General features: G+C 67.3%; 21 protein-coding genes. 10 read left to right on the plus strand and 11 right to left on the minus strand.

The annotated features are described in order from the left end of the window. Nucleotides 1–4 precede the first annotated feature (4 nt). From eno to pyrG, 4 genes are read right to left on the minus strand one after another with little or no spacing between them, the layout of a single operon-like run. Nucleotides 5–1,288, minus strand: a complete 1,284-nt coding sequence (gene eno, locus QFZ47_RS22330) for a phosphopyruvate hydratase (RefSeq protein WP_055805298.1) — start codon at nt 1,286–1,288, stop codon at nt 5–7. A gap of 31 nt (nt 1,289–1,319) precedes the next feature. Continuing rightward, a complete protein-coding gene (locus QFZ47_RS22335; RefSeq protein WP_307657710.1) occupies nt 1,320–1,625 on the minus strand; it encodes a DUF1330 domain-containing protein in 306 nt (101 codons plus the stop codon). A gap of 29 nt (nt 1,626–1,654) precedes the next feature. Next, nucleotides 1,655–2,509, minus strand: coding sequence for a 3-deoxy-8-phosphooctulonate synthase (gene kdsA, locus QFZ47_RS22340; protein WP_307657711.1), 855 nt, complete (start codon nt 2,507–2,509; stop codon nt 1,655–1,657). Further along, nucleotides 2,506–4,185, minus strand: a complete 1,680-nt coding sequence (pyrG, locus tag QFZ47_RS22345) for a CTP synthase (protein ID WP_307657712.1) — start codon at nt 4,183–4,185, stop codon at nt 2,506–2,508. Before pyrG ends, kdsA begins: the two co-directional genes overlap by 4 nt. Nucleotides 4,186–4,354: 169 nt before the next feature. Here pyrG and coaBC point away from each other — a divergent pair, with 169 nt between their 5' ends. The 4 genes from coaBC (at nt 4,355) to QFZ47_RS22365 (ending at nt 7,150) form a co-directional block, all read left to right on the plus strand. Continuing rightward, nucleotides 4,355–5,578 (plus strand): bifunctional phosphopantothenoylcysteine decarboxylase/phosphopantothenate--cysteine ligase CoaBC, encoded by a 1,224-nt coding sequence (gene coaBC / locus QFZ47_RS22350; RefSeq protein WP_307657713.1) that lies wholly within the window; start codon nt 4,355–4,357, stop codon nt 5,576–5,578. After that, nucleotides 5,578–6,027 carry a hypothetical protein gene (locus QFZ47_RS22355; RefSeq protein WP_307657714.1) on the plus strand — a complete coding sequence of 150 codons (450 nt, stop codon included), beginning with the start codon at nt 5,578–5,580 and terminating at the stop codon, nt 6,025–6,027. The genes coaBC and QFZ47_RS22355 overlap by 1 nt, the downstream gene beginning before the upstream one ends. 2 nt (nt 6,028–6,029) lie before the next feature. Next, nucleotides 6,030–6,476 (plus strand): dUTP diphosphatase, encoded by a 447-nt coding sequence (gene dut / locus QFZ47_RS22360; protein WP_307657715.1) that lies wholly within the window; start codon nt 6,030–6,032, stop codon nt 6,474–6,476. A 173-nt stretch (nt 6,477–6,649) separates the two neighbouring features. Then, the gene (locus tag QFZ47_RS22365; protein WP_307657716.1) at nt 6,650–7,150 is read left to right on the plus strand and encodes a glycine zipper 2TM domain-containing protein; all 501 of its coding nucleotides are present in this window, start codon (nt 6,650–6,652) and stop codon (nt 7,148–7,150) included. 70 nt (nt 7,151–7,220) lie between these two features. On the opposite strand, the gene QFZ47_RS22370 is transcribed toward QFZ47_RS22365, so the two are convergent. After that, nucleotides 7,221–7,745 (minus strand): FKBP-type peptidyl-prolyl cis-trans isomerase, encoded by a 525-nt coding sequence (locus QFZ47_RS22370; RefSeq protein WP_307657717.1) that lies wholly within the window; start codon nt 7,743–7,745, stop codon nt 7,221–7,223. A 14-nt stretch (nt 7,746–7,759) separates the two neighbouring features. Between QFZ47_RS22370 and QFZ47_RS22375 the strand changes: the two genes are divergently transcribed. The 3 genes from QFZ47_RS22375 to QFZ47_RS22385 all read left to right on the plus strand — a co-directional run bounded on the left by QFZ47_RS22375 (nt 7,760) and on the right by QFZ47_RS22385 (nt 9,773). Next, on the plus strand, nt 7,760–8,902 hold the full coding sequence (locus QFZ47_RS22375) for a JmjC domain-containing protein (RefSeq protein ID WP_307657718.1): 1,143 nt from the start codon (nt 7,760–7,762) through the stop codon (nt 8,900–8,902). After that, on the plus strand, nt 8,892–9,407 hold the full coding sequence (locus QFZ47_RS22380; protein WP_307657719.1) for a hypothetical protein: 516 nt from the start codon (nt 8,892–8,894) through the stop codon (nt 9,405–9,407). Before QFZ47_RS22375 ends, QFZ47_RS22380 begins: the two co-directional genes overlap by 11 nt. 93 nt (nt 9,408–9,500) lie before the next feature. After that, the gene (locus QFZ47_RS22385) at nt 9,501–9,773 is read left to right on the plus strand and encodes a hypothetical protein (RefSeq protein ID WP_307657720.1); all 273 of its coding nucleotides are present in this window, start codon (nt 9,501–9,503) and stop codon (nt 9,771–9,773) included. Nucleotides 9,774–9,876: 103 nt separating this feature from the next. On the opposite strand, the gene QFZ47_RS22390 is transcribed toward QFZ47_RS22385, so the two are convergent. From QFZ47_RS22390 to QFZ47_RS22415, 6 genes are all read right to left on the minus strand, one after another. Next, nucleotides 9,877–10,653, minus strand: coding sequence for an MBL fold metallo-hydrolase (locus tag QFZ47_RS22390; RefSeq protein ID WP_307657721.1), 777 nt, complete (start codon nt 10,651–10,653; stop codon nt 9,877–9,879). Nucleotides 10,654–10,658: 5 nt separating this feature from the next. After that, nucleotides 10,659–11,753 carry an NlpB/DapX family lipoprotein gene (gene bamC, locus QFZ47_RS22395; protein ID WP_307657722.1) on the minus strand — a complete coding sequence of 365 codons (1,095 nt, stop codon included), beginning with the start codon at nt 11,751–11,753 and terminating at the stop codon, nt 10,659–10,661. 142 nt (nt 11,754–11,895) lie between these two features. Beyond that, complete coding sequence (gene dapA, locus QFZ47_RS22400; protein ID WP_370880645.1) at nt 11,896–12,822, minus strand: 4-hydroxy-tetrahydrodipicolinate synthase; 927 nt, start codon at nt 12,820–12,822, stop codon at nt 11,896–11,898. Between the two features lie 43 nt (nt 12,823–12,865). Continuing rightward, nucleotides 12,866–13,435: a class I SAM-dependent methyltransferase gene (locus tag QFZ47_RS22405; RefSeq protein ID WP_307658993.1), complete on the minus strand. Its 570-nt coding sequence runs from the start codon at nt 13,433–13,435 to the stop codon at nt 12,866–12,868. A gap of 5 nt (nt 13,436–13,440) precedes the next feature. Then, on the minus strand, nt 13,441–13,581 hold the full coding sequence (locus tag QFZ47_RS22410) for a hypothetical protein (protein ID WP_307657724.1): 141 nt from the start codon (nt 13,579–13,581) through the stop codon (nt 13,441–13,443). A 22-nt stretch (nt 13,582–13,603) separates the two neighbouring features. Beyond that, a complete protein-coding gene (locus QFZ47_RS22415) occupies nt 13,604–14,827 on the minus strand; it encodes an MFS transporter (protein ID WP_307657725.1) in 1,224 nt (407 codons plus the stop codon). A gap of 179 nt (nt 14,828–15,006) precedes the next feature. Between QFZ47_RS22415 and QFZ47_RS22420 the strand changes: the two genes are divergently transcribed. From QFZ47_RS22420 to QFZ47_RS22430, 3 genes are read left to right on the plus strand one after another with little or no spacing between them, the layout of a single operon-like run. Continuing rightward, nucleotides 15,007–17,004 (plus strand): DNA topoisomerase IV subunit B, encoded by a 1,998-nt coding sequence (locus tag QFZ47_RS22420; protein ID WP_307657726.1) that lies wholly within the window; start codon nt 15,007–15,009, stop codon nt 17,002–17,004. Between the two features lie 26 nt (nt 17,005–17,030). Next, nucleotides 17,031–17,918: a lytic transglycosylase domain-containing protein gene (locus tag QFZ47_RS22425; protein WP_307657727.1), complete on the plus strand. Its 888-nt coding sequence runs from the start codon at nt 17,031–17,033 to the stop codon at nt 17,916–17,918. Nucleotides 17,919–17,959: 41 nt separating this feature from the next. After that, nucleotides 17,960–19,081 carry a Kelch repeat-containing protein gene (locus tag QFZ47_RS22430; protein ID WP_307657728.1) on the plus strand — a complete coding sequence of 374 codons (1,122 nt, stop codon included), beginning with the start codon at nt 17,960–17,962 and terminating at the stop codon, nt 19,079–19,081. Nucleotides 19,082–19,116 lie beyond the last annotated feature (35 nt).

The following is a 19,116-nucleotide window of genomic DNA, read 5'->3' on the forward strand; positions in this document are numbered from 1 at the left end:
CGCGCTACTTCAGGTTGTAGAACGCGCCGCGGCCGGGATAGCTGGCGATGTCGCCGAGGTCTTCTTCGATGCGCAGCAGCTGGTTGTACTTGGCGATGCGGTCCGAGCGCGAGAGCGAGCCGGTCTTGATCTGGCCCGCGTTGGTGCCCACCGCGATGTCGGCGATGGTGCTGTCCTCGGTTTCGCCCGAACGGTGCGAGATCACGGCCGTGTAGCCCGCGCGCTTGGCCATCTCGATGGCGGCGAAGGTTTCGGTCAGCGTGCCGATCTGGTTGATCTTGATCAGGATCGAGTTGGCAATGCCCTTGTCGATGCCTTCCTGCAGGATCTTGGTGTTGGTGACGAACAGGTCGTCGCCCACCAGCTGCACGCGCTTGCCCAGGCGGTCGGTGAGCAGCTTCCAGCCGTCCCAGTCGCCTTCGTGCATGCCGTCTTCGATGCTGATGATCGGGTACTTGTCGACCCAGGTCGCAAGCATGTCGGCCCAGTTGCCGGCCGACAGCGTGAGGTTCTCGCCCGACAGCACGTAGTTGCCGTCCTTGTAGAACTCGCTGGCGGCGCAGTCGAGGCCAAGCGCAATCTGCTCGCCCGCCACATAGCCGGCCTTGTCGATGGCTTCGAGGATCAGCTGGATTGCCGCTTCATGGCTTTCGACGCTGGGTGCGAAACCGCCTTCGTCGCCGACCGCCGTGCTGATGCCGCGGTCGCCCAGGATCTTCTTGAGCGCGTGGAACACTTCGGCGCCGTAGCGCACGGCCTCGCGGAAGCTCGGCGCCCCCACGGGGATGATCATGAACTCCTGCAGGTCGAGGCTGTTGTTGGCGTGCGCGCCGCCGTTGATGACGTTCATCATCGGCACCGGCAGCTGCATGCCGCCCATGCCGCCGAAGTAGCGGTACAGCGGCAGGCCCGACTCTTCGGCCGCGGCGCGTGCCACGGCCATCGAGACGGCGAGGGTGGCGTTGGCGCCCAGGCGGCCCTTGTTGTCGGTGCCGTCCAGGTCGATCATCGTGCGGTCGAGGAAGGCCTGCTCGCTGGCGTCCAGGCCGAGCACGGATTCCGAGATTTCGGTGTTGATGTTCTCCACCGCCTTGAGCACGCCCTTGCCGAGATAGCGCTTCTTGTCGCCGTCTCGCAGCTCGATGGCTTCGCGCGAACCGGTTGATGCGCCCGAGGGCACGGCCGCACGGCCCATGGTGCCCGATTCGAGCAGCACGTCGCACTCGACTGTGGGATTGCCGCGGCTGTCGAGGATTTCGCGGCCGACGATGTCTACGATTGCACTCACTTATTGCCTTTCGATTGAACGGAATCTCATCTCAGACCGGGGCGGAAACGCCCTCGACCAGAACCATGTTGAAGAACTCGGTCGCGCCGGCACGTTTGGTGCGCGCGGCGCGGTACAGCTCGTCGTCGTAGAAAGCCTTGGCCTTCTCATAGCTGGGGAAGCGCAGCATGGCCACGCGCGCGGGCTGCCAGCTGCCTTCCATGGTCTCGAAGCGGCCGCCGCGCACCAGGTACTCGCCGCCCGCTGCCTTCACCGCGGCGGGCGCCTCGGCCATGTACTGCTTGTACTGTTCGGGGTCGGTGATCTTCATGTCGACGATGATGTAGGCAGGGGCCACGGTGTTCTCCAATTGTCTTGTTGTGGGGCTCAGTTGAAGGAGCTTTCGAGGAAGCCGTTCTTCTTGGTAATGCGGTCCAGCTCGAGCAGCGTTTCCAACAGGGCCTTCATGTGCTTGAGCGGCACGGCGTTGGGGCCGTCGCTCAAGGCCTTGGCGGGGTCGGGGTGCGTCTCCATGAAGACACCGGCCACGCCGACCGCGATGGCCGCTCGCGCCAGCACCGGCACCATCTCGCGCTGGCCCCCCGAGCTCGTGCCCTGGCCGCCCGGCAGTTGCACCGAGTGGGTGGCGTCGAACACCACGGGCGCGCCGGTCTCGCGCATGATCGCGAGCGAACGCATGTCCGACACCAGGTTGTTGTAGCCAAAGCTCGCGCCGCGCTCGCAGGCCATGAAACTGTCTTCGGGCAGGCCGGCTTCCTTGGCCGCCGCACGCGCCTTGTCGATCACGTTCTTCATGTCGTGCGGCGCGAGGAACTGGCCCTTCTTGATGTTCACCGGCTTGCCCGACTGCGCCACCGCGCGGATGAAGTCGGTCTGGCGGCACAGGAAGGCGGGCGTCTGCAGCACGTCGACCACCTTGGCGGCCTCGGTGATGTCTTCTTCGGTGTGAACGTCGGTCAGCAGGGGCAGGCCGAGTTCGCGCTTCACCTTGGCCAGGATCTCCAGGCCCTTCTCGCGGCCCGGGCCGCGAAAGCTGGTGCCGGACGAACGGTTGGCCTTGTCGAAGCTGCTCTTGAAGATGAAGGGAATGCCGAGCGAGGAAGTGATTTCCTTCAGCGTGCCGGCTGTGTCCATCTGCAATTGCTCGGATTCGACCACGCAGGGGCCGGCAATCAGGAAGAAGGGCTGGTCGAGCCCGATGTCGAATCCGCAAAGTTTCATGCCACAGCCTTCAGGTTCTTTGCACCGCCCGCGCTGCGGGCCTTGTGTTCGAGCGCCGCCTTGATGAAGGCATTGAAGAGCGGATGGCCGCTCCACGGCGTCGACTTGAATTCAGGGTGGAACTGCACGCCCATGAACCACGGGTGCACGTCCTGCGGCAGCTCGACGATCTCGGTCAGGTGCTCGCGCTGCGTCAGCGCGGAGATCACGAGGCCGGCGGCGCGCAGTTCGTCGAGGTAGTTGACGTTGGCTTCGTAGCGGTGGCGGTGGCGTTCGGTCACCACGTCGCCGTAGATGCTGTGGGCCAGCGTGCCGGCCGAGACGTCGGAGCTCTGTGCGCCCAGGCGCATGGTGCCGCCGAGGTCGGACTTCTCGTTGCGCGTTTTCACGGTGCCGTCGGCGTCCTTCCACTCGGTGATCAGCGCGATCACGGGGCAGGGCGTTTCGGGGTCGAACTCGGTGCTGTTGGCGTTCTTGAGGCCCGCCACGTGGCGCGCGTATTCGATGGTGGCCACCTGCATGCCCAGGCAGATGCCCAGATAAGGCACCTTGCCTTCGCGGGCGAAGCGCGCGGCCGAGATCTTGCCTTCGACGCCGCGCTGGCCGAAACCGCCGGGCACCAGGATCGCGTCGTACTTGGCAAGCCGCGAGACGTCCTGCGGGGAAATGGTCTCAGAATCGATGTAGTCGATCTTCACGCGCGCATGGTTCTTCATGCCGGCGTGGCGCAGTGCTTCGTTCAGCGACTTGTAGCTGTCGGACAGGTCGACGTACTTGCCGACCATCGCAATGCTTACTTCCTGTTGCGGGTGCTCGACCTCGTACACCAGCTCGTCCCAGCGCTGCAGCTTGGCCGGCGGCGTGTTGATGCGCAGCTTGTCGCAGATCAGGCCGTCCAGGCCCTGCTCGTGCAGCATGCGCGGCACCTTGTAGATGGTGTCGACGTCCCACATGGAGATCACGCCCCATTCGGGCACGTTCGAGAACAGCGAGATCTTGGCGCGCTCGTCGTCGGGGATCGGGCGGTCGGCACGGCACAGCAGCACGTCGGCCTGGATGCCGATGGCGCGCAGTTCCTTGGCGGTGTGCTGCGTGGGCTTGGTCTTGAGCTCGCCGGCGGCGGCGATCCAGGGCACGTAGCTCAGGTGCACGAAGGCCGAGTTGTTCGGGCCGTTGCGCAGGCTCATCTGGCGCACGGCTTCAAGGAAGGGGAGCGATTCGATGTCACCCACGGTGCCGCCGATCTCCACGATGGCCACGTCCACCTCGTGCGCGGTGCCGAGGCCGGCGCCGCGCTTGATGTATTCCTGGATCTCGTTGGTGATGTGCGGGATCACCTGCACCGTCTTGCCGAGGTAATCGCCGCGGCGCTCTTTCTCGAGCACGGACTTGTAGATCTGGCCGGTGGTGAAGTTGTTGGCCTTGCGCATCCGCGTGGTGATGAAGCGCTCGTAGTGGCCGAGGTCGAGGTCGGTCTCGGCACCGTCGTCGGTGACGAACACCTCGCCATGCTGGAACGGTGACATCGTGCCGGGGTCGACATTGATGTACGGATCGAGCTTGATGAGAGTGACCTTGAGGCCGCGCGATTCGAGGATCGCGGCGAGGGAGGCGGAGGCGATTCCCTTGCCAAGGGAAGATACGACGCCACCGGTGACGAAGACAAATTTGGTCATGCCAGTTCCGGATGCGTGAATCCGGGCAGTGGGAAATTGCGATTGTATATGGCTCGCCCCCAGGCTCCGCGCGCTGCATGCGCTTCTCCTTCCCTGTTCTGGGGCCGGACGCTTCGGGCGGCCGTGCGCGGCGCCCTGCGCAAAGGCGGTGTCATTACACTTCGGCGATATGCAAGATCTCGCCGGCAAACACATCGTCCTGGGCCTTACCGGTGGTATTGCCTGCTACAAGTCGGCGGAGCTGTGCCGCCTGTTCGTGAAGGCGGGCGCCACCGTCCAGGTCGTGATGACCGAGGCGGCGGAGCAGTTCATCACGCCGGTCACGATGCAGGCGCTTTCGGGGCGCACGGTCTACACCTCGCAGTGGGATGCGCGCGAGCCCAACAACATGCCGCACATCAACCTGAGCCGCGAGGCCGATGCCATCGTGTTGGCGCCCTGCAGCGCCGATTTCGTGGCGCGGCTGGTGCAGGGCAGGGCCGACGACCTGCTGAGCCTGATGTGCCTCGCCCGTCCGATGGACCGCGTGCCGCTCCTGATTGCCCCGGCCATGAACCGCGAGATGTGGGCGCATCCCGCCACCCAGCGCAACCTGATGCAGGTGTCGGCCGACGGTGCCGTGGTGCTGGGCGTGGGCAGCGGCTGGCAGGCCTGCGGCGAGACCGGCGACGGCCGCATGCTCGAGCCGGCACAACTGCTGGAGGACATCACGGCCTTCTTCGCGCCGAAGCTGCTGGCGGGCCAGAAAGTGCTGGTGACCGCAGGCCCCACCTTCGAGCCGCTCGATCCGATACGGGGCATCACCAACCATTCGTCGGGCAAGATGGGTTTTGCCATTGCGCGCGCCGCGCACGAGGCCGGCGCCGAAGTCACGCTGGTGGCCGGTCCGGTGCACCTGCCAACCCCGCGCGGGGTGAACCGCATCGACGTGCTTTCCGCGCAGGACATGCTCCAGGCCACCTTGCGGGCTGCGCAGTCCGCTAGCATTTTTGTAGCGACGGCCGCTGTCGCCGACTGGCGGCCTGCCACCCACAGCGAGCAGAAGATCAAGAAGGACGGCAGCGGCAAGACACCCGTGCTGAATTTCGTCGAGAACACCGACATCCTGCTGGCGGTGGCGAAGAGCGAGCGCGCGCAGTCGCGCAAGCTGTTCTGCGTAGGCTTCGCGGCAGAGAGCGAGAACCTGGTCGAGCACGCCAAGGCCAAGCGCGAGCGCAAGGGAATTCCGCTCCTGGTCGGCAATATCGGTCCGCTGACCTTCGGGCAGGACGAGAATACGCTGCTGCTGGTGGATGCAAAGAGCACGCGCGAGTTGCCGCGTGCGCCCAAGCTCACCCTGGCGCGCGAACTCATGACCGAGATCGCTGCCCGCCTGCCCGACTGGAGAGTCTGATGAACCCCCAATGGAACACACCGCCCAATGGCGATTTCGCCAGCTACGTCGAGCGGCTGTCGGCCCAGGCCGCATTGCCGAAGCGGGCAGCGCACGAGGGCGACCATGGGCTCGACGTGGGCATCACGCCCGCGCCGGGCGCGCAGGGTGCCGCGGCGGCCGCAGCGCAGCGGCGCGAATCGTCGAACGGGGACACCTCGGCGCCTGGCGCCGGAGCGCTGACGCCCACGGCGCTCAGGATCATGGCTGCCGTGGGGGCCGTGGTGCTCCTGGCGCTGTGGTCGGCCGGCGTGTCGCTCGTCGTGCTGGTGTTCCTGGCGGGTGCGGCTTTCTGGCTCGCCAGCAAGTTGAAGGGATTGAAGCTCTCACCCGGCGTCGCCAAGTGGCAGCAGCTGCTCGAGGAAGCCGCCCGCAAGCAAAGAGAACAGCAACACAAGCAAGGCAAGTAGAAGTGAAAGTAGACGTCCGTATCCTCGATCCACGCATGGTGGACCAATTGCCCGCCTATGCCACGCCCGGCAGCGCAGGGCTCGATCTCAGGGCCTGCCTCGATGCACCTGTCACGCTGGAGCCCAACGGCTGGCAGCTCGTGGGCACCGGCATCGCAATCCACCTGGCCGACCCGGCCTATGCGGCGCTGATCCTTCCGCGCTCGGGCCTCGGCCACAAGCACGGCATCGTGCTCGGCAATCTCGTGGGCCTGATCGACAGCGACTACCAGGGCGAACTCAAGATCAGCGCCTGGAACCGCAGCGACACGCCCTTCGTGCTCCAGCCGATGGAGCGGCTTGCGCAACTCGTGATCGTGCCGGTCGTGCAGGCGCAGTTTCGTGTGGTCACGGAATTTGCAGCTTCGCAACGCGGCGAAGGCGGCTACGGCTCCACGGGCAAGCACTGAGCTTGCGGTCCGCCGCCCGGCTGGGTGTCGGGCCCGTAAAGACCGGAACTGACGATTCGCGGCGCGCTCCTACGTTTCGGTGTGTGTCTTGCGTCATCCCCGTTGCGGGAAAGACGTTGGATACAGGCTTTGGCGCATCGGGATGCGCCGATTTATCCGAGGAGCCTCTCAACATGAAAATTTCAACGCGCTTCATTTCCATTGCCGCTTCCGTGGTGGCGCTTGCCACGCTCACGGCCTGCGTCGCCCCCGCGCCGGTCTATCACACCTCGCGCTATCCCTACCAGGCTCCGCCGCAGGCCGTTCCGTACCAGGAAGCGGCCTATGTCGAATACGGCCACGTGGCCAACATCGAGGTGCTGCGCAGCGAAACCGCGGGCGGCGGCACCACCGGTGGTGGCGCCGTGGCGGGTGGTGTCGTCGGCGGCGTGGTGGGCAACCAGTTCGGGCACGGCAGCGGCCGCGCCGCGGCAACCGCCCTGGGCATCGTGGGCGGTGCGCTGCTGGGCAACACCATCGAGGGACAGGCCAGCGGGCCGCGCGCTTACGAGAGCTATCGCATCTCGGTGCAGACCGACCGCGGCGCCTACCGTGCCTTCGATGTGCAGCACCCGGGCGATCTGCGCATCGGCGACCGCGTGCGCATCGACAACGGCCAGATCTCGCGCATGTAGCCAGGCTGCGCAACAAGCACAAAAGCCGGGCAGTGCCCGGCTTTTGCTTGCCCGCCCGCCCGCCTGCCGCTCAGTGCAGCAGATCGTTGCCTGGTGCGGTCGGCGGCACCTTGAAAAAGGCCGTGCCCGCCGTGCCACTGCCGACTTCTTCTTCGGTGGCCTCGCGCACCGAGCGCACCGTGATGTCGAGCCGGATCGCGATGCCGGCGAGCGGATGGTTGCCGTCGAGCACCAGGTGCTCCGGATAGATCTCGGCCACGGTGTAGATCACGTCCTTGGGCATGGCCTCGCTCACGCCCGGGGGCAGTGCGGCGCCGTCGAAGGTCATGCCTTCCTCGGTGCCTTCGGGGAACAGCGAACGCGGCTCGAGAAAAAGCAGCTGGTCGTTGAAGTCGCCGAAGCCCTGCTCGGGTTCGAGCTGCAATTGCACCCGGGCGCCGGGCTCGTGGCCCTGCAGGGCGGCTTCGATCACATCGAAGAGGTCATCGCCCCCCACCATGAATTCCACCGGTTCATCGAGCACGTCCAGCACTTCGCCCAGAGTGTCTTTCATTGTCCAGGTCAGGCCGACCACGCATTGTTCAGAGATTTCCATTGCAGAATTCTCCCATGGAGATTACACAACCGCTGCCGTTGCTCGGCGGCCTGAGCGCCGCGCAGTTCATGCGGCAGCATTGGCAGAAGAAACCGCTGCTGGTGCGCCAGGCCATTCCCGCCATGGTGCCACCGATCGAGCGCAGCGCGCTCTTTGCCCTGGCCGAGCGCGAGGACGTCGAATCGCGCCTCATCCGCCACGGCAAGGCCGGCTGGACGCTGCGGCACGGGCCGCTCGCGCGCCGCGCACTGCCGCCGCGCAAGCAGCCGGCATGGACGCTGCTGGTGCAGGGCGTCGACCTGCATCACGACGGCGTGCACGCGCTGCTGCAGCAGTTCCGCTTCCTGCCCGATGCGCGGCTGGACGACCTGATGATCAGCTACGCGAGCGACCAGGGCGGCGTGGGCGCGCATTTCGACAGCTACGACGTGTTCCTGCTGCAGGCGCAGGGCAGGCGGCGCTGGTCGATCGGCAAGCAGAGCGACCTGCGCCTGCAGCAGGGCGTGCCGCTCAAGATCCTCGAGAACTTCGAGCCCGAGCAAAGCTTTGTGCTCGAGCCGGGCGACATGCTGTATTTGCCGCCGCGCTATGCGCACGACGGCGTGGCGGTCGGCGACGACTGCATGACCTGCTCCATCGGCCTGCGGTCTTCCGCGGCGGGCGAGCTTGGCGCCGACCTGCTGGCGCGCGTGGCGCAGGCGTATTCGGAGGCGCTGGAAGATGCAGGGCCCGCCGAGTTGGCGCGCTATCGCGATCCGACCCAGCCCGCGGTCGAGGCGCCGGCCGCCATGCCGGCCGCGCTGCAGGCCTTTGCGCGCAAAGCGGTCGATGCCGCGCTGCGCGACCCGGACGCCATCGACCGTGCATTGGGCGAATCGCTGACCGAACCCAAGGCCAACGTCTGGTTCGATCAGGGCGCCGAGTCGCCCGGCGTGCTGCACGCCGTGGCGCTCGACCGCCGCACGCGCATGCTCTACGACACGCGGCACCTCTACATCAATGGCGAGAGCTTTCGCGCGGGCGGGGCCGATGCAACGCTGATGCGGCGGCTGGCCGACCGGCGCGCGCTCGGGCCGCGCGAACTGGCGCGCGCGAGCGACGGCGCACTCGCATTGCTGGCCGAGTGGTGCGAAGCGGGGTGGGCTCATGCCGAGTGAGCGCCCCGCGGCTGCCGCACCATCGCTGCCCGAGGGACGGTTCGATGGCCGCGAGGCCTTCGCGGACATCGTGCGGGCCGCGCTTTCGAGCGCGGCCCGGCAGGGCTGGAGGGAGCTGGTCTTCTGCGACCCCGATTTCGCCGACTGGCCGCTCGGCGAGCGCGCCAGCATCGAGGCGCTCCAGGACTGGTCGGCCACGGGCCGCCGCTTGATCCTGCTGGCGCAGCGCTTCGATGTGGTCGAACGTACCCATGCGCGCTTCGTTCCATGGCGGCGCATGTGGGACCACATCGTCGAATGTCGCGCGGTGCGGGCGGAGGCGGGAAGCGCTGGGGTGCCGAGTGCCATCTGGACGCCCGAGTGGTTCGTCCACCGCACCGATCCCGAGCGCAGCCGCGGCCTGTGCGGCTTCGATCCGCGTGCACGGCGCGAGTTGCGCGAAACCATGGATGAGTCGTGGCGGGCGGGGCGGCCGGCGTTTCCGGCATCGACATCGGGCTTGTAAGCCAATGCCGCGAATGAGGCCGCGAGACACAAACGGGCCGCGATGCGGGTCTAGAATTTTTTCATTCAGACATCCATTGCCAAAGGAGTTTCCATGAAGAAGTCATCGTCCGTCCTGCTCGCTTCGTTGATTGCCGCTGCCGCACTCGTGGCCTGCGGAAAGAAAGAGGACGCCGCACCGGCGGTTGTGACACCCCCGCCCGCTCCGGTGACCGAGCCGGCGCCCCCGCCGCCCGCAGTCACGCCGGCCCCGTCGACCACCGATCCGTCGGCCGCAACAACGCCTTCGCCGGGCGCCTCCTCGGCCCTGGACGCGGCCAATGCCGCGACGGAAGAGGCCAAGAAGAATCAAGCGCCCAAGCAATAAATAACAAGCTCGGCAGGGCGTTCATCCGCCCGGCAAGAAGCCGCCTCGTGGGCGGCTTTTTGCATGGTGCCCGAAACGGATCAGGGCGGCGCGCGCGACGCGGTCAGACGTCCAGCCAGGGCGAGCCTTCCGACGCGCTGGCCGTGAGCATTTCGGCCTCGTGCCCGCCCAGGGCTTCGGCCATGAGCCGCCGCACGATGTCGGGGCGGTTGTTCTGCTCGCTCAGATGCGCCGCGACCACGTGGCGCAGGCCGTCGTGGCGCACCGCGCGCGCGATTTCCGCAGCCGCTTCGTTGGACAGGTGTCCGTGCCTGCCGCCGACGCGCAGCTTCAGGAATGCCGGATAGGCTGAGTTGGCCAGCAGCTCGCTGTCGTGATTGAACTCGAGCAGCAGCGCATGCACGCCGCTCAAGCGGGCCAGCACATGCGCGGTGGCATGGCCCAGGTCGGTCAGCACGCCCAGGGTGCGGGCGCCATCGGAGCAGCGAAGCTGCAGCGGCTCGCGCGCATCGTGCGGCACCGTGAAGGGCTGCACCGAAATATCGCCGACCGCAAATTCGGCATCGTCCCGCGCCAGGTTGAGCCGGCCTTCGAAATCGCGGCCACCGGTGGCCAGCCAGGTGCCTTCGCTCATCCAGACGGGAATGCGGTTGCGCCGCGACAGCGAGTGGGCGCAGCCGATGTGGTCGCCATGCTCGTGGGTGACGAAGATCGCGTCGATGTCGCCGGCCGCGAGGCCGGCCCTGGCGAGCCGCAGATCGAGCTGCCGCAGGCCGAAGCCGCAGTCGACCAGGAGCCGCGAGGTACGGCCGCCGCTGGTGGATTCCACCAGCGCGGCATTGCCCGTGCTGCCGCTGCCGAGGCTTCGGAAGCGGAGCATGCGGGCTACTTCAGGTCGTCCGCAATGACCTGGACGATGCGCTGCGCGTTCGCCGAGCTTTCGGGTGCGCCGCTTGCGTTCAGCACCGAGACCGTGGTGCTCTCGCCCTGACCGCCCTTCACGAGGATGCGGAACTTGATCGGTGCTTCGTTCTTGTCGGAGCTGCCGAACAGCTTGCCGAAGAAGCCGGGCTCCTTCTTGTCGGGGTTCGGGGTCACGTAGCGCACGTAGTAGATGCCGGCGCTGCGGTCGCGGTCTTCCACGGTGAAGCCGGTGCGGTCGAGTGCCAGGCCCACCCGGCGCCATGCGCGGTCGAAGCCTTCGCTGATCTGCACGACCGGCTGGCCGCCCACGTTGGCGACGGTTGCGGTCTTGGACGGCGCGGTGGTGGCGGCCAGGATCTTCGACTGCTCTTGCGTCACGCCGAGCTTGACCATCAGGCGGCGCAGGAACTCGGTCTCGAGTTCAGGGTCGCTCGGGCGGGGCTGCCAGACGGTCTGGTCCTGGCGGCTGTTGTTGTAGACCTCCTGCATGCCGCGGTGGCTGATGAAGATCTCGGTGCCCGTGGGCGTGCGCTCCAGGCGGGTGCGGAAGCGGTCGAGTTCGCCGGTCGAGTAGACCGAATCGACCAGCTTGCCCAGCGTGCCGCGGATGATGTCCTGCGGCAGCTTGGCGCGGTTCTCGGCCCAGTCGGTTTCCATGATGCCGAGGTTGCGCTGCTCGGTGGTCAGGAGGAAGCCGCTTTCCTGCCAGAAGTCCTTCACCGGATCCCAGAGCTGGTCGGGCGAACGGTTGATGACGATCCAGCGCTGCGTACCCGAGCGTTCCATGCGGACGTCGCCGATGTTGGCCACCGCGGTCGGAATGCCCGGGGCGTTGGCGGCACCGGCCTGGTAGGCGTTGGCCGTGACCGCGCCGCCAGGCACCGCATAGCGGTTCTCGCGCGAGAGCTGCGACAGGTCGGGCGGGACTTCGAGCGTCGGTGCCTTGCCGGCGCTCTTGTAGTCGATCTTGTCGCTCTCGAGAACGGAGCAGGCGGCGAGGCTGACAACGAGGGTGGCCAGCAGTGCAGCTCGCGAAATGTGCGAAAGGTTCTTCAACGTCGTCTTCCTTGTTGGAATGGGTTCGGTCAATCTGTGGGCCGCATTGCCCGCACTCTCTGAGCGCGGTTCAGGCAAAAGGTTGCGTAACCTCGATGCGGCAGGGGAAAGCGATGGGGGTGTCGAGAAGAAAAAGGGGTCTTCAGCCCTTGAGCAGGCCGGTGGCGCGCAGGGCGGCCTCGACCACGGGCTGGTTCATTTCCGCCAGCTCGGTGAGCGGCAGCCGCAATGCGCCGCCGCACAGTCCGAGCCTGGACATGGCCCACTTGAGCGGGATCGGATTGGGTTCCACGAACAGGTGGCGATGCAGCGGCGTCAGTTCGAACTGGATCTGCATGGCGCGCCGCACATCGCCCGCGATGGCCGCAACGCACAGCTCGTGCATCTTGCGCGGCGCGATGTTGGCCGTGACGCTGATGTTGCCCTGGCCGCCGCAGAGCATGAGGGCCACCGCAGTGGGGTCGTCGCCGGAATAGACGGCAAAGTGCTTGGGCAGATCGCGGATGAGCCACTGCGCGCGCTCGATGTTGCCGGTGGCTTCCTTGATGCCGATGATGCCCGGCACCTGGGCCAGGCGCAGCACGGTGTCGTGCGCCATATCGGCCACGGTGCGGCCGGGCACGTTGTACAGCACGGTGGGCAGGTCGCCCACGGCTTCGGCAATGGCCTTGAAGTGCTGGTACTGGCCTTCCTGCGTCGGCTTGTTGTAGTAGGGCACGACCTGCAGCTGCGAATCGGCGCCCACGCCCTTGGCGAACCTGGCGAGCTCGATGGCTTCCTTGGTCGAATTGGCGCCGCAGCCGGCCATCACGGGCACGCGGCCCTTGGCCTGCTCGACCGCCACGCGGATGATCTCGCAATGCTCTTCCACGTCGACCGTGGGCGATTCGCCGGTGGTGCCGACCACGCCGAGGCAATCGGTGCCTTCGTCGATGTGCCAGTCGATCAGCCGGCGCAGGGCGGGGTAGTCGACACTGCCGTCGTCGTGCATCGGCGTGACGAGAGCGACGATGCTGCCTGTCAGTTGCTCCAAGGGGAATCTCTCTGTCGGGTGGACGAAAGCGCCGATTCTACTGACTCCGGCGTCCCCGGAAACGGCCGCCCCGGCGGGGTCAGTTTGCCTGCAGCAGATGGCGTGCGGGCTGGCCCGGGTTGGCATGGCCGACACGGATGGCCGCAATGCGCTGCACGAAGCGCGGCGGTTCGGCAAGAAAGCCGTCTTCGTAGGCCACCACGCGCAACTCCTTGCATGCGGTCAGCAGCTCGCCGGGCTGCAGCAGGAAGTCGGGCCGCGAGGGCTTGCCCACCATCTCGTTGCCCGCGGCGAAGGTTTCGTAGAGCAGCACCCCGCCGGGCGCGACCGCGGCCACGATGTCGGCCATGCGCGGGCGCCACAGGTAATTGGTGACGACCACCGCGCCGAAGGCCTGGCCCGCGAAGGGCCAGGGGCCGGACTCGATGTCGGCGGTCAGCACGTGGCCGAAGGCGCCCGCGGCCCCGGCGGCTTCGGCCGAGCGGTCCACGCCCGTGACCTCATGCCCGCGCGCCGCGAACCACCGCATGTGCCGTCCCTGGCCGCACGCCACGTCGAGCACGGCAGCGCCAGGGGCAAGCAGGTGCGACCACCGCACGATCCATTCCGACGGCTGCGTTCCGCCATGCGAAGGCGCTGCATCTTTCATGGCCATCAGAAACAGGACCAGACCTGGTCGACCAGCGCCACCAGGAAATCCGGGTGCACGTAGAGCGCAAAGACGCCGCCCAGCGCCGCCAGCGCGGCGGCCAGCCAGCCGGCATGCACGAGATGGTGGCGCATCTGCGGGTTCATGGGCCCATTGTCCACTGTCAGCTCAGCCGGCTGCGGCGGCCGTCCGCCCGCCGCGCGCAATGGCGTTTTCCTTCACCGGCAGGTTGATCAACGCCGCGAACACGCCCAGGGCGATCGCGATGTACCAGACGATGTCGTAGCTGCCCGTGGTGTCGTACAGATAGCCGCCCAGCCAGACGCCGATGAACGATCCGACCTGGTGGCTCAGGAACACGAAGCCGCTGAGCATCGACAGGTGCGCCACGCCGAAGATGCCCGCGATGATCGCGTTGGTGGCGGGCACCGTCGAAAGCCAGAGAAAGCCCATGGCGGCCGAGAAGACATACACGCTGAGCGGCGAAATGGGCGCCAGCAGGAACAGGGCGATCGACACCGCCCGCGCAAGGTAGATGGCCGCCAGGATCTTGCGCTTGGCCAGCTTCTGGCCCAGCAGCCCGACCGTGTAGGTGCCGAACACGTTGAAGAGCCCGATCAGCGCCAGCGCGTAGCCCGCCACCTCGGCCGGCAGGCGCTGGTCGCGCAGGTAGGTCGGCATATGGATGCCGATGAAGGCGAGCTGGAAGCCGCAGACGAAATACCCCGCCATCAGCAGGCCGAAGCTCGGGTAGCGGAAGGCCTCGCCCACCGCGTGCAGCACCGACTGCTCGCGGCGCCCGGCCAGCGCGCCGCGCTGCGGTTCGCGCAGGCCGAAGGCGAGCGGCACGATCACCAGTGCCAGCATCGCCACCACAGCAAGCGCGCTCTGCCAGCCCAGGTGCCCGATGAGCAGCCCCTCGATCGGCGCCATCAGGAACTGGCCGAACGAGCCCGCCGCGGCCGCCACGCCCATCGCCCAGGAGCGCCGCTCGGCCGGGATCTGGCGCCCGATCACGCCGTAGACGACGGCATAGGTGGTGCCGGCCTGCGCCGCGCCGATCAGCACACCGGCGCTCAGCGTGAACAGCAGCGGCGTGGGCGAATACGCCATGCCCAGCAGGCCCAGCGCATAGAACGCCGTGCCGGCGATCAGCACCCGGAAGGCCCCGAAGCGATCCGCCACCATCCCCGCGAACACGCCGAAGATGCCCCACGACAAGTTCTGCACGGCCAGCGCGAACGAAAAGGTCTGGCGGCTCCAGTCCTGGGCTTGCGTGATCGGCTGCAGCCAGAGGCCGAAGCCATGGCGGATGCCCATGGAGAGCGTGACGATCATGGCGCCGCAGATCAGCACCTGCTTGACCGAGAGAGTGGGAGGGGAGGCTTGCATGCCGTCGAATGTAGCGACTTGGGTACTTTGGCAGGTGGACCGGCGGCCAGAGCCATTGATGATTTCTGGCGCGGGCTTTGATGCGCGGCACGCATCAAAGCCCGCGCCCTCCCGTGAACGCACAGCGTGCCTGTATGGGTATCCAGTCATTTCCGGGTGACTGACTACAATCCGCCCCCATGGCGACTCCCCTCAAGACTCCCCCCAGTTCATCGTCCGCGTCCTCCGGCTACTCGGAAGGCTCCATCCGCGTGCTCAAGGGCCTCGAGCCCGTGAAGCAGCGCCCGGGCATGTACACCCGGACCGACAACCCGCTGCACATCATCCAGGAAGTGCTCGACAACGCCGCCGACGAGGCGCTGGCGGGCTATGGCAAGAAGATCAAGGTCACGCTGCATGCCGACGGCTCGGTCAGCGTCGAGGACGACGGCCGCGGCATTCCGTTCGGCCTGCACCCCGAGGAAAAGGCGCCCGTGGTCGAGCTCGTGTTCACCCGCCTGCATGCCGGCGGCAAGTTCGACAAGGGCTCGGGCGGCGCCTACAGCTTCTCGGGCGGCCTGCACGGCGTGGGCGTGTCGGTGACCAATGCGCTTTCCAAGCGGCTCGAAGTCAGCTCCCACCGCGAAGGCTCGGCCGCCAAGCTGGCCTTCAGCGCCGGCGACGTGATCGAGGCGCTCGAAATCCGCAAGCTCGAGGCTGGCGAGCGCAAGCAGGGCACCACCGTGCGTGCCTGGCCCGACGCCAAATACTTCGAGACCGCGGCGCTGCCCATGGCCGAACTCACCCACCTGCTGCGCAGCAAGGCCGTGCTGATGCCCGGCGTGAGCGTCACGCTCACGGTCGAGAAGACCAAGGAAACGCAGCAGTGGCTCTACAAGGGCGGCCTGAGCGACTATCTGATGCAGACGCTCAACGGCGACCCGGTGATCCCGCTGTTCGAAGGCAGCGGCCATGCCGACAAGAACGCCGACAACTTCGCCGAAGGCGAGGGCGCCGACTGGTGCGTGGCCTTCACCGAAGACGGCCAGCCGGTGCGCGAGAGCTACGTCAACCTGATTCCCACCAGCGCCGGCGGCACGCACGAGAGCGGCCTGCGCGACGGCCTCTTCACCGCGGTGAAGGGCTTCATCGAACTGCACTCGCTCTTGCCCAAGGGCGTGAAGCTGCTGCCTGAAGACGTGTTCGCGCGCGCTTCGTACGTGCTGAGCGCCAAGGTGCTCGATCCGCAGTTCCAGGGCCAGATCAAGGAGCGCCTCAATTCGCGCGATGCCGTGCGCCTGGTGTCGAGCTTCGTGCGCCCCGCGCTCGAACTCTGGCTCAACCAGCACGTCGACTACGGCAGGAAGCTCGCCGAACTGGCCATCAAGGCCGCGCAGACGCGCCAGCGCGCCGGCCAGAAGGTCGAGAAGCGCAAGGGCTCCGGCGTGGCCGTGCTGCCCGGCAAGCTGACCGATTGCGAGAGCAAGGACATCGGCCACAACGAAGTCTTCCTGGTCGAGGGCGACTCGGCCGGCGGCAGCGCCAAGATGGGCCGCGACAAGGAAAGCCAGGCCATCCTGCCGCTGCGCGGCAAGGTGCTCAACACCTGGGAAGTGGAGCGCGACCGGCTCTTTGCCAACACCGAAATCCACGACATCTCGGTGGCCGTGGGCGTCGATCCGCACGGCCCCGCCGACACCCCCGACATGAGCGGCCTGCGCTACGGCAAGATCTGCATCCTCTCCGATGCCGACGTGGATGGTTCGCACATCCAGGTGCTGCTGCTCACGCTGTTCTTCCGCCACTTTCCGAAGCTCATCGAAGCCGGCCATGTGTATGTCGCAAAGCCGCCACTATTCCGGGTCGACGCGCCCGCGCGCGGCAAGAAGCCGGCCTCCAAGGTTTATGCGCTCGACGAGGGCGAATTGACCGCCACGCTCGACAAATTGCGTAAAGATGGCGTGCGCGAAGGCGCCTGGAGCATCAGCCGCTTCAAGGGCCTGGGCGAAATGAGCGCGGAACAATTGTGGGAAACCACGCTCAATCCGGATACCCGGCGCCTGATGAAGGTGCAACTGGGACGCTTCGACTTCACCTCCACCCAGGGCGAGATCACCAAGCTGATGGGCAAGGGCGAGGCAGCCGCCCGGCGCGAATTGATGGAACTGCGCGCCGACGATGTCGATATCGATGTTTGACCACCCTCGTGAAAATTCCAGATCTCATGCGTCCCTTGCTCCTGGCCCTGCTGCTGTGCGCACAGCAGGGGCTGGCGCACGCCGCTGACGTCTACGGCTACATCGACAGCAAGGGCGTGGCGCACTTCGCATCGGAAAAGATCGACGAGCGCTACCAGGTCTTCTTTCGCCGCGGCCAGAGCTTCGACACCTCGCAGGGCATCGCGGCCTTCGGGCGCGGCGGGCGCAAGCCCGACGGCAAGGTGCCGCAGGCGTCGCAGACCTTGCTGGCCCTGTTCGAGGCCTCGCCAAGCTACAAGACCGCGAAGGTCGCGCTGCGCGATGCGGCGAGCAAGCATTCGATCGACTACGAACTGCTGCAGGCGCTGATCGCCACCGAATCGGGTTTCGATGCCCAGGCCGTTTCGCCCAAGGGTGCGATGGGACTCATGCAGCTCATGCCGGCCACCGCGCAGCGCTATGGCGTCGCGGCCGACAAGCGCAGCACCATCGAGAAAAAGCTGTTCGACCCGCGCATCAACATCGCCGCGGGCTCGCGCTACCTGCGCGACCTGATCGCGATGTTCCCCGGCCAGATCGAACTCGCCCTGGCCGCCTACAACGCCGGCGAGGGCGCGGTGCAGCGCGCGGGCAACAAGATCCCGAACTACAAGGAAACGCAGAACTACGTACAGACGGTGCTGCAGCTCTACGCCTACCTCAAGCCGTCGGCCGCGGGGGCGGCCTTGGCGGGCGGCGGCGGGCGCGGCGGCAAGACGCCGGGGCGCATCCGCATGGAGCTCACGGTGCCCAAGGGCGGCGCGATCGGCCGTGGCAACATGCCGCCCGATTCGCCCGGCGGCATGCCGGCCATGCCCGAAGGCCCCGGGCCATCGACGGTGCCGGACAGCAGCCCGGACGCACCGGTGTCCTGATGGACCGCAAGCGCCTTTCCTTGCCGATGAAGGAGCCCTTCATGCACCGTCGAAGCTTCGTTCTGGCGACTGCTGCCTGCGCGGTGGCCGGCGCTGCGCGCGCGCAGCACGCGGCCACGCACGACACGCTGCCGCCGGCGCCTTCGTCGAAAGAACCCTACGCGCGGCTGCAGGGCGGTGTTCCGCACCACATGACGCCCGAGCAGGAAGCCCAGCGCGTCACCGACAGCCCCGCGCCGGCCGGTCCCGCGGGGCGCTGGGTGCCGCGCGCGGCCCTGCCGATTCCGCGCAGCGAGATGGCCTGGGCCACCGCGGCGCAGGGGCGCATGCATGTGGTCGGCGGCTATGGCGAAGGCGCGGTCAACCGCGACTACCACCACATCTATGACCCGAAGGCCGACCGCTGGCTCGACGGCGCACCGCTGCCGCGCGGCGCCAACCACGTGGCGGTGGCGGCCGATGGCGACCGCGTCTACGCCCTGGGCGGCTTCGTCGAACAGAACCGCCGCTCCGACACCAACGCCTACGTCTACGAGATCGCGGCCAACCGCTGGACCGCCATCGCACCGCTGCCGCGCCCGCGTGGCGCGGCCGCCGCGGTGATGCAGGGCGGCGCGCTGCACTTGATCGGCGGCGCCTCCGAGCCTGCCGCGGAACGCGCGAGCGTGGGCTGGCACGAGGTCTACGACCCCAAGGCCGATCGCTGGTCCTCCGCCAAGCCGCTGCCCGGCGCGCGCGACCACGTGGGCTGCGTGGCGCACGGCGGCCAGATCCACGTGATCGGCGGGCGCTTCAACACCTTCGAATACAACACCGACCTGCATCACGTCTACCTGCCCGCGCGCGACACCTGGGAGCTGCGTGCGCCGCTGCCCACCGCGCGTTCAGGCCACGGCCTCGTGGTGTACCGCGGCCGCTTCTTCGCCATGGGCGGAGAGGGCGGTTTCCTGGTGGGCGGCGTGCCGCGCCAGGCCAAGGTGTTCGGCCAGATGGAAAGCTACGATCCCGCGGCCGACACCTGGCAGCGCCATGCGCCGATGACCACGCCGCGCCATGCGGTGGGCGCCGCGGTGATCGGCGACTGGATCTATGTGGCCGGCGGCGGCGCGGTGCTCGGCGGCGCCGTGCAGTCCGCGGTGCACGAGGCTTTCACTTTGGGCTGAGCGCAAAAAAAGCGCACGGCCCGCAACCGTTTCTC

It is taken from the genome of Variovorax paradoxus, assembly GCF_030815975.1.
Classification (GTDB): domain Bacteria; phylum Pseudomonadota; class Gammaproteobacteria; order Burkholderiales; family Burkholderiaceae_C; genus Variovorax; species Variovorax paradoxus_N.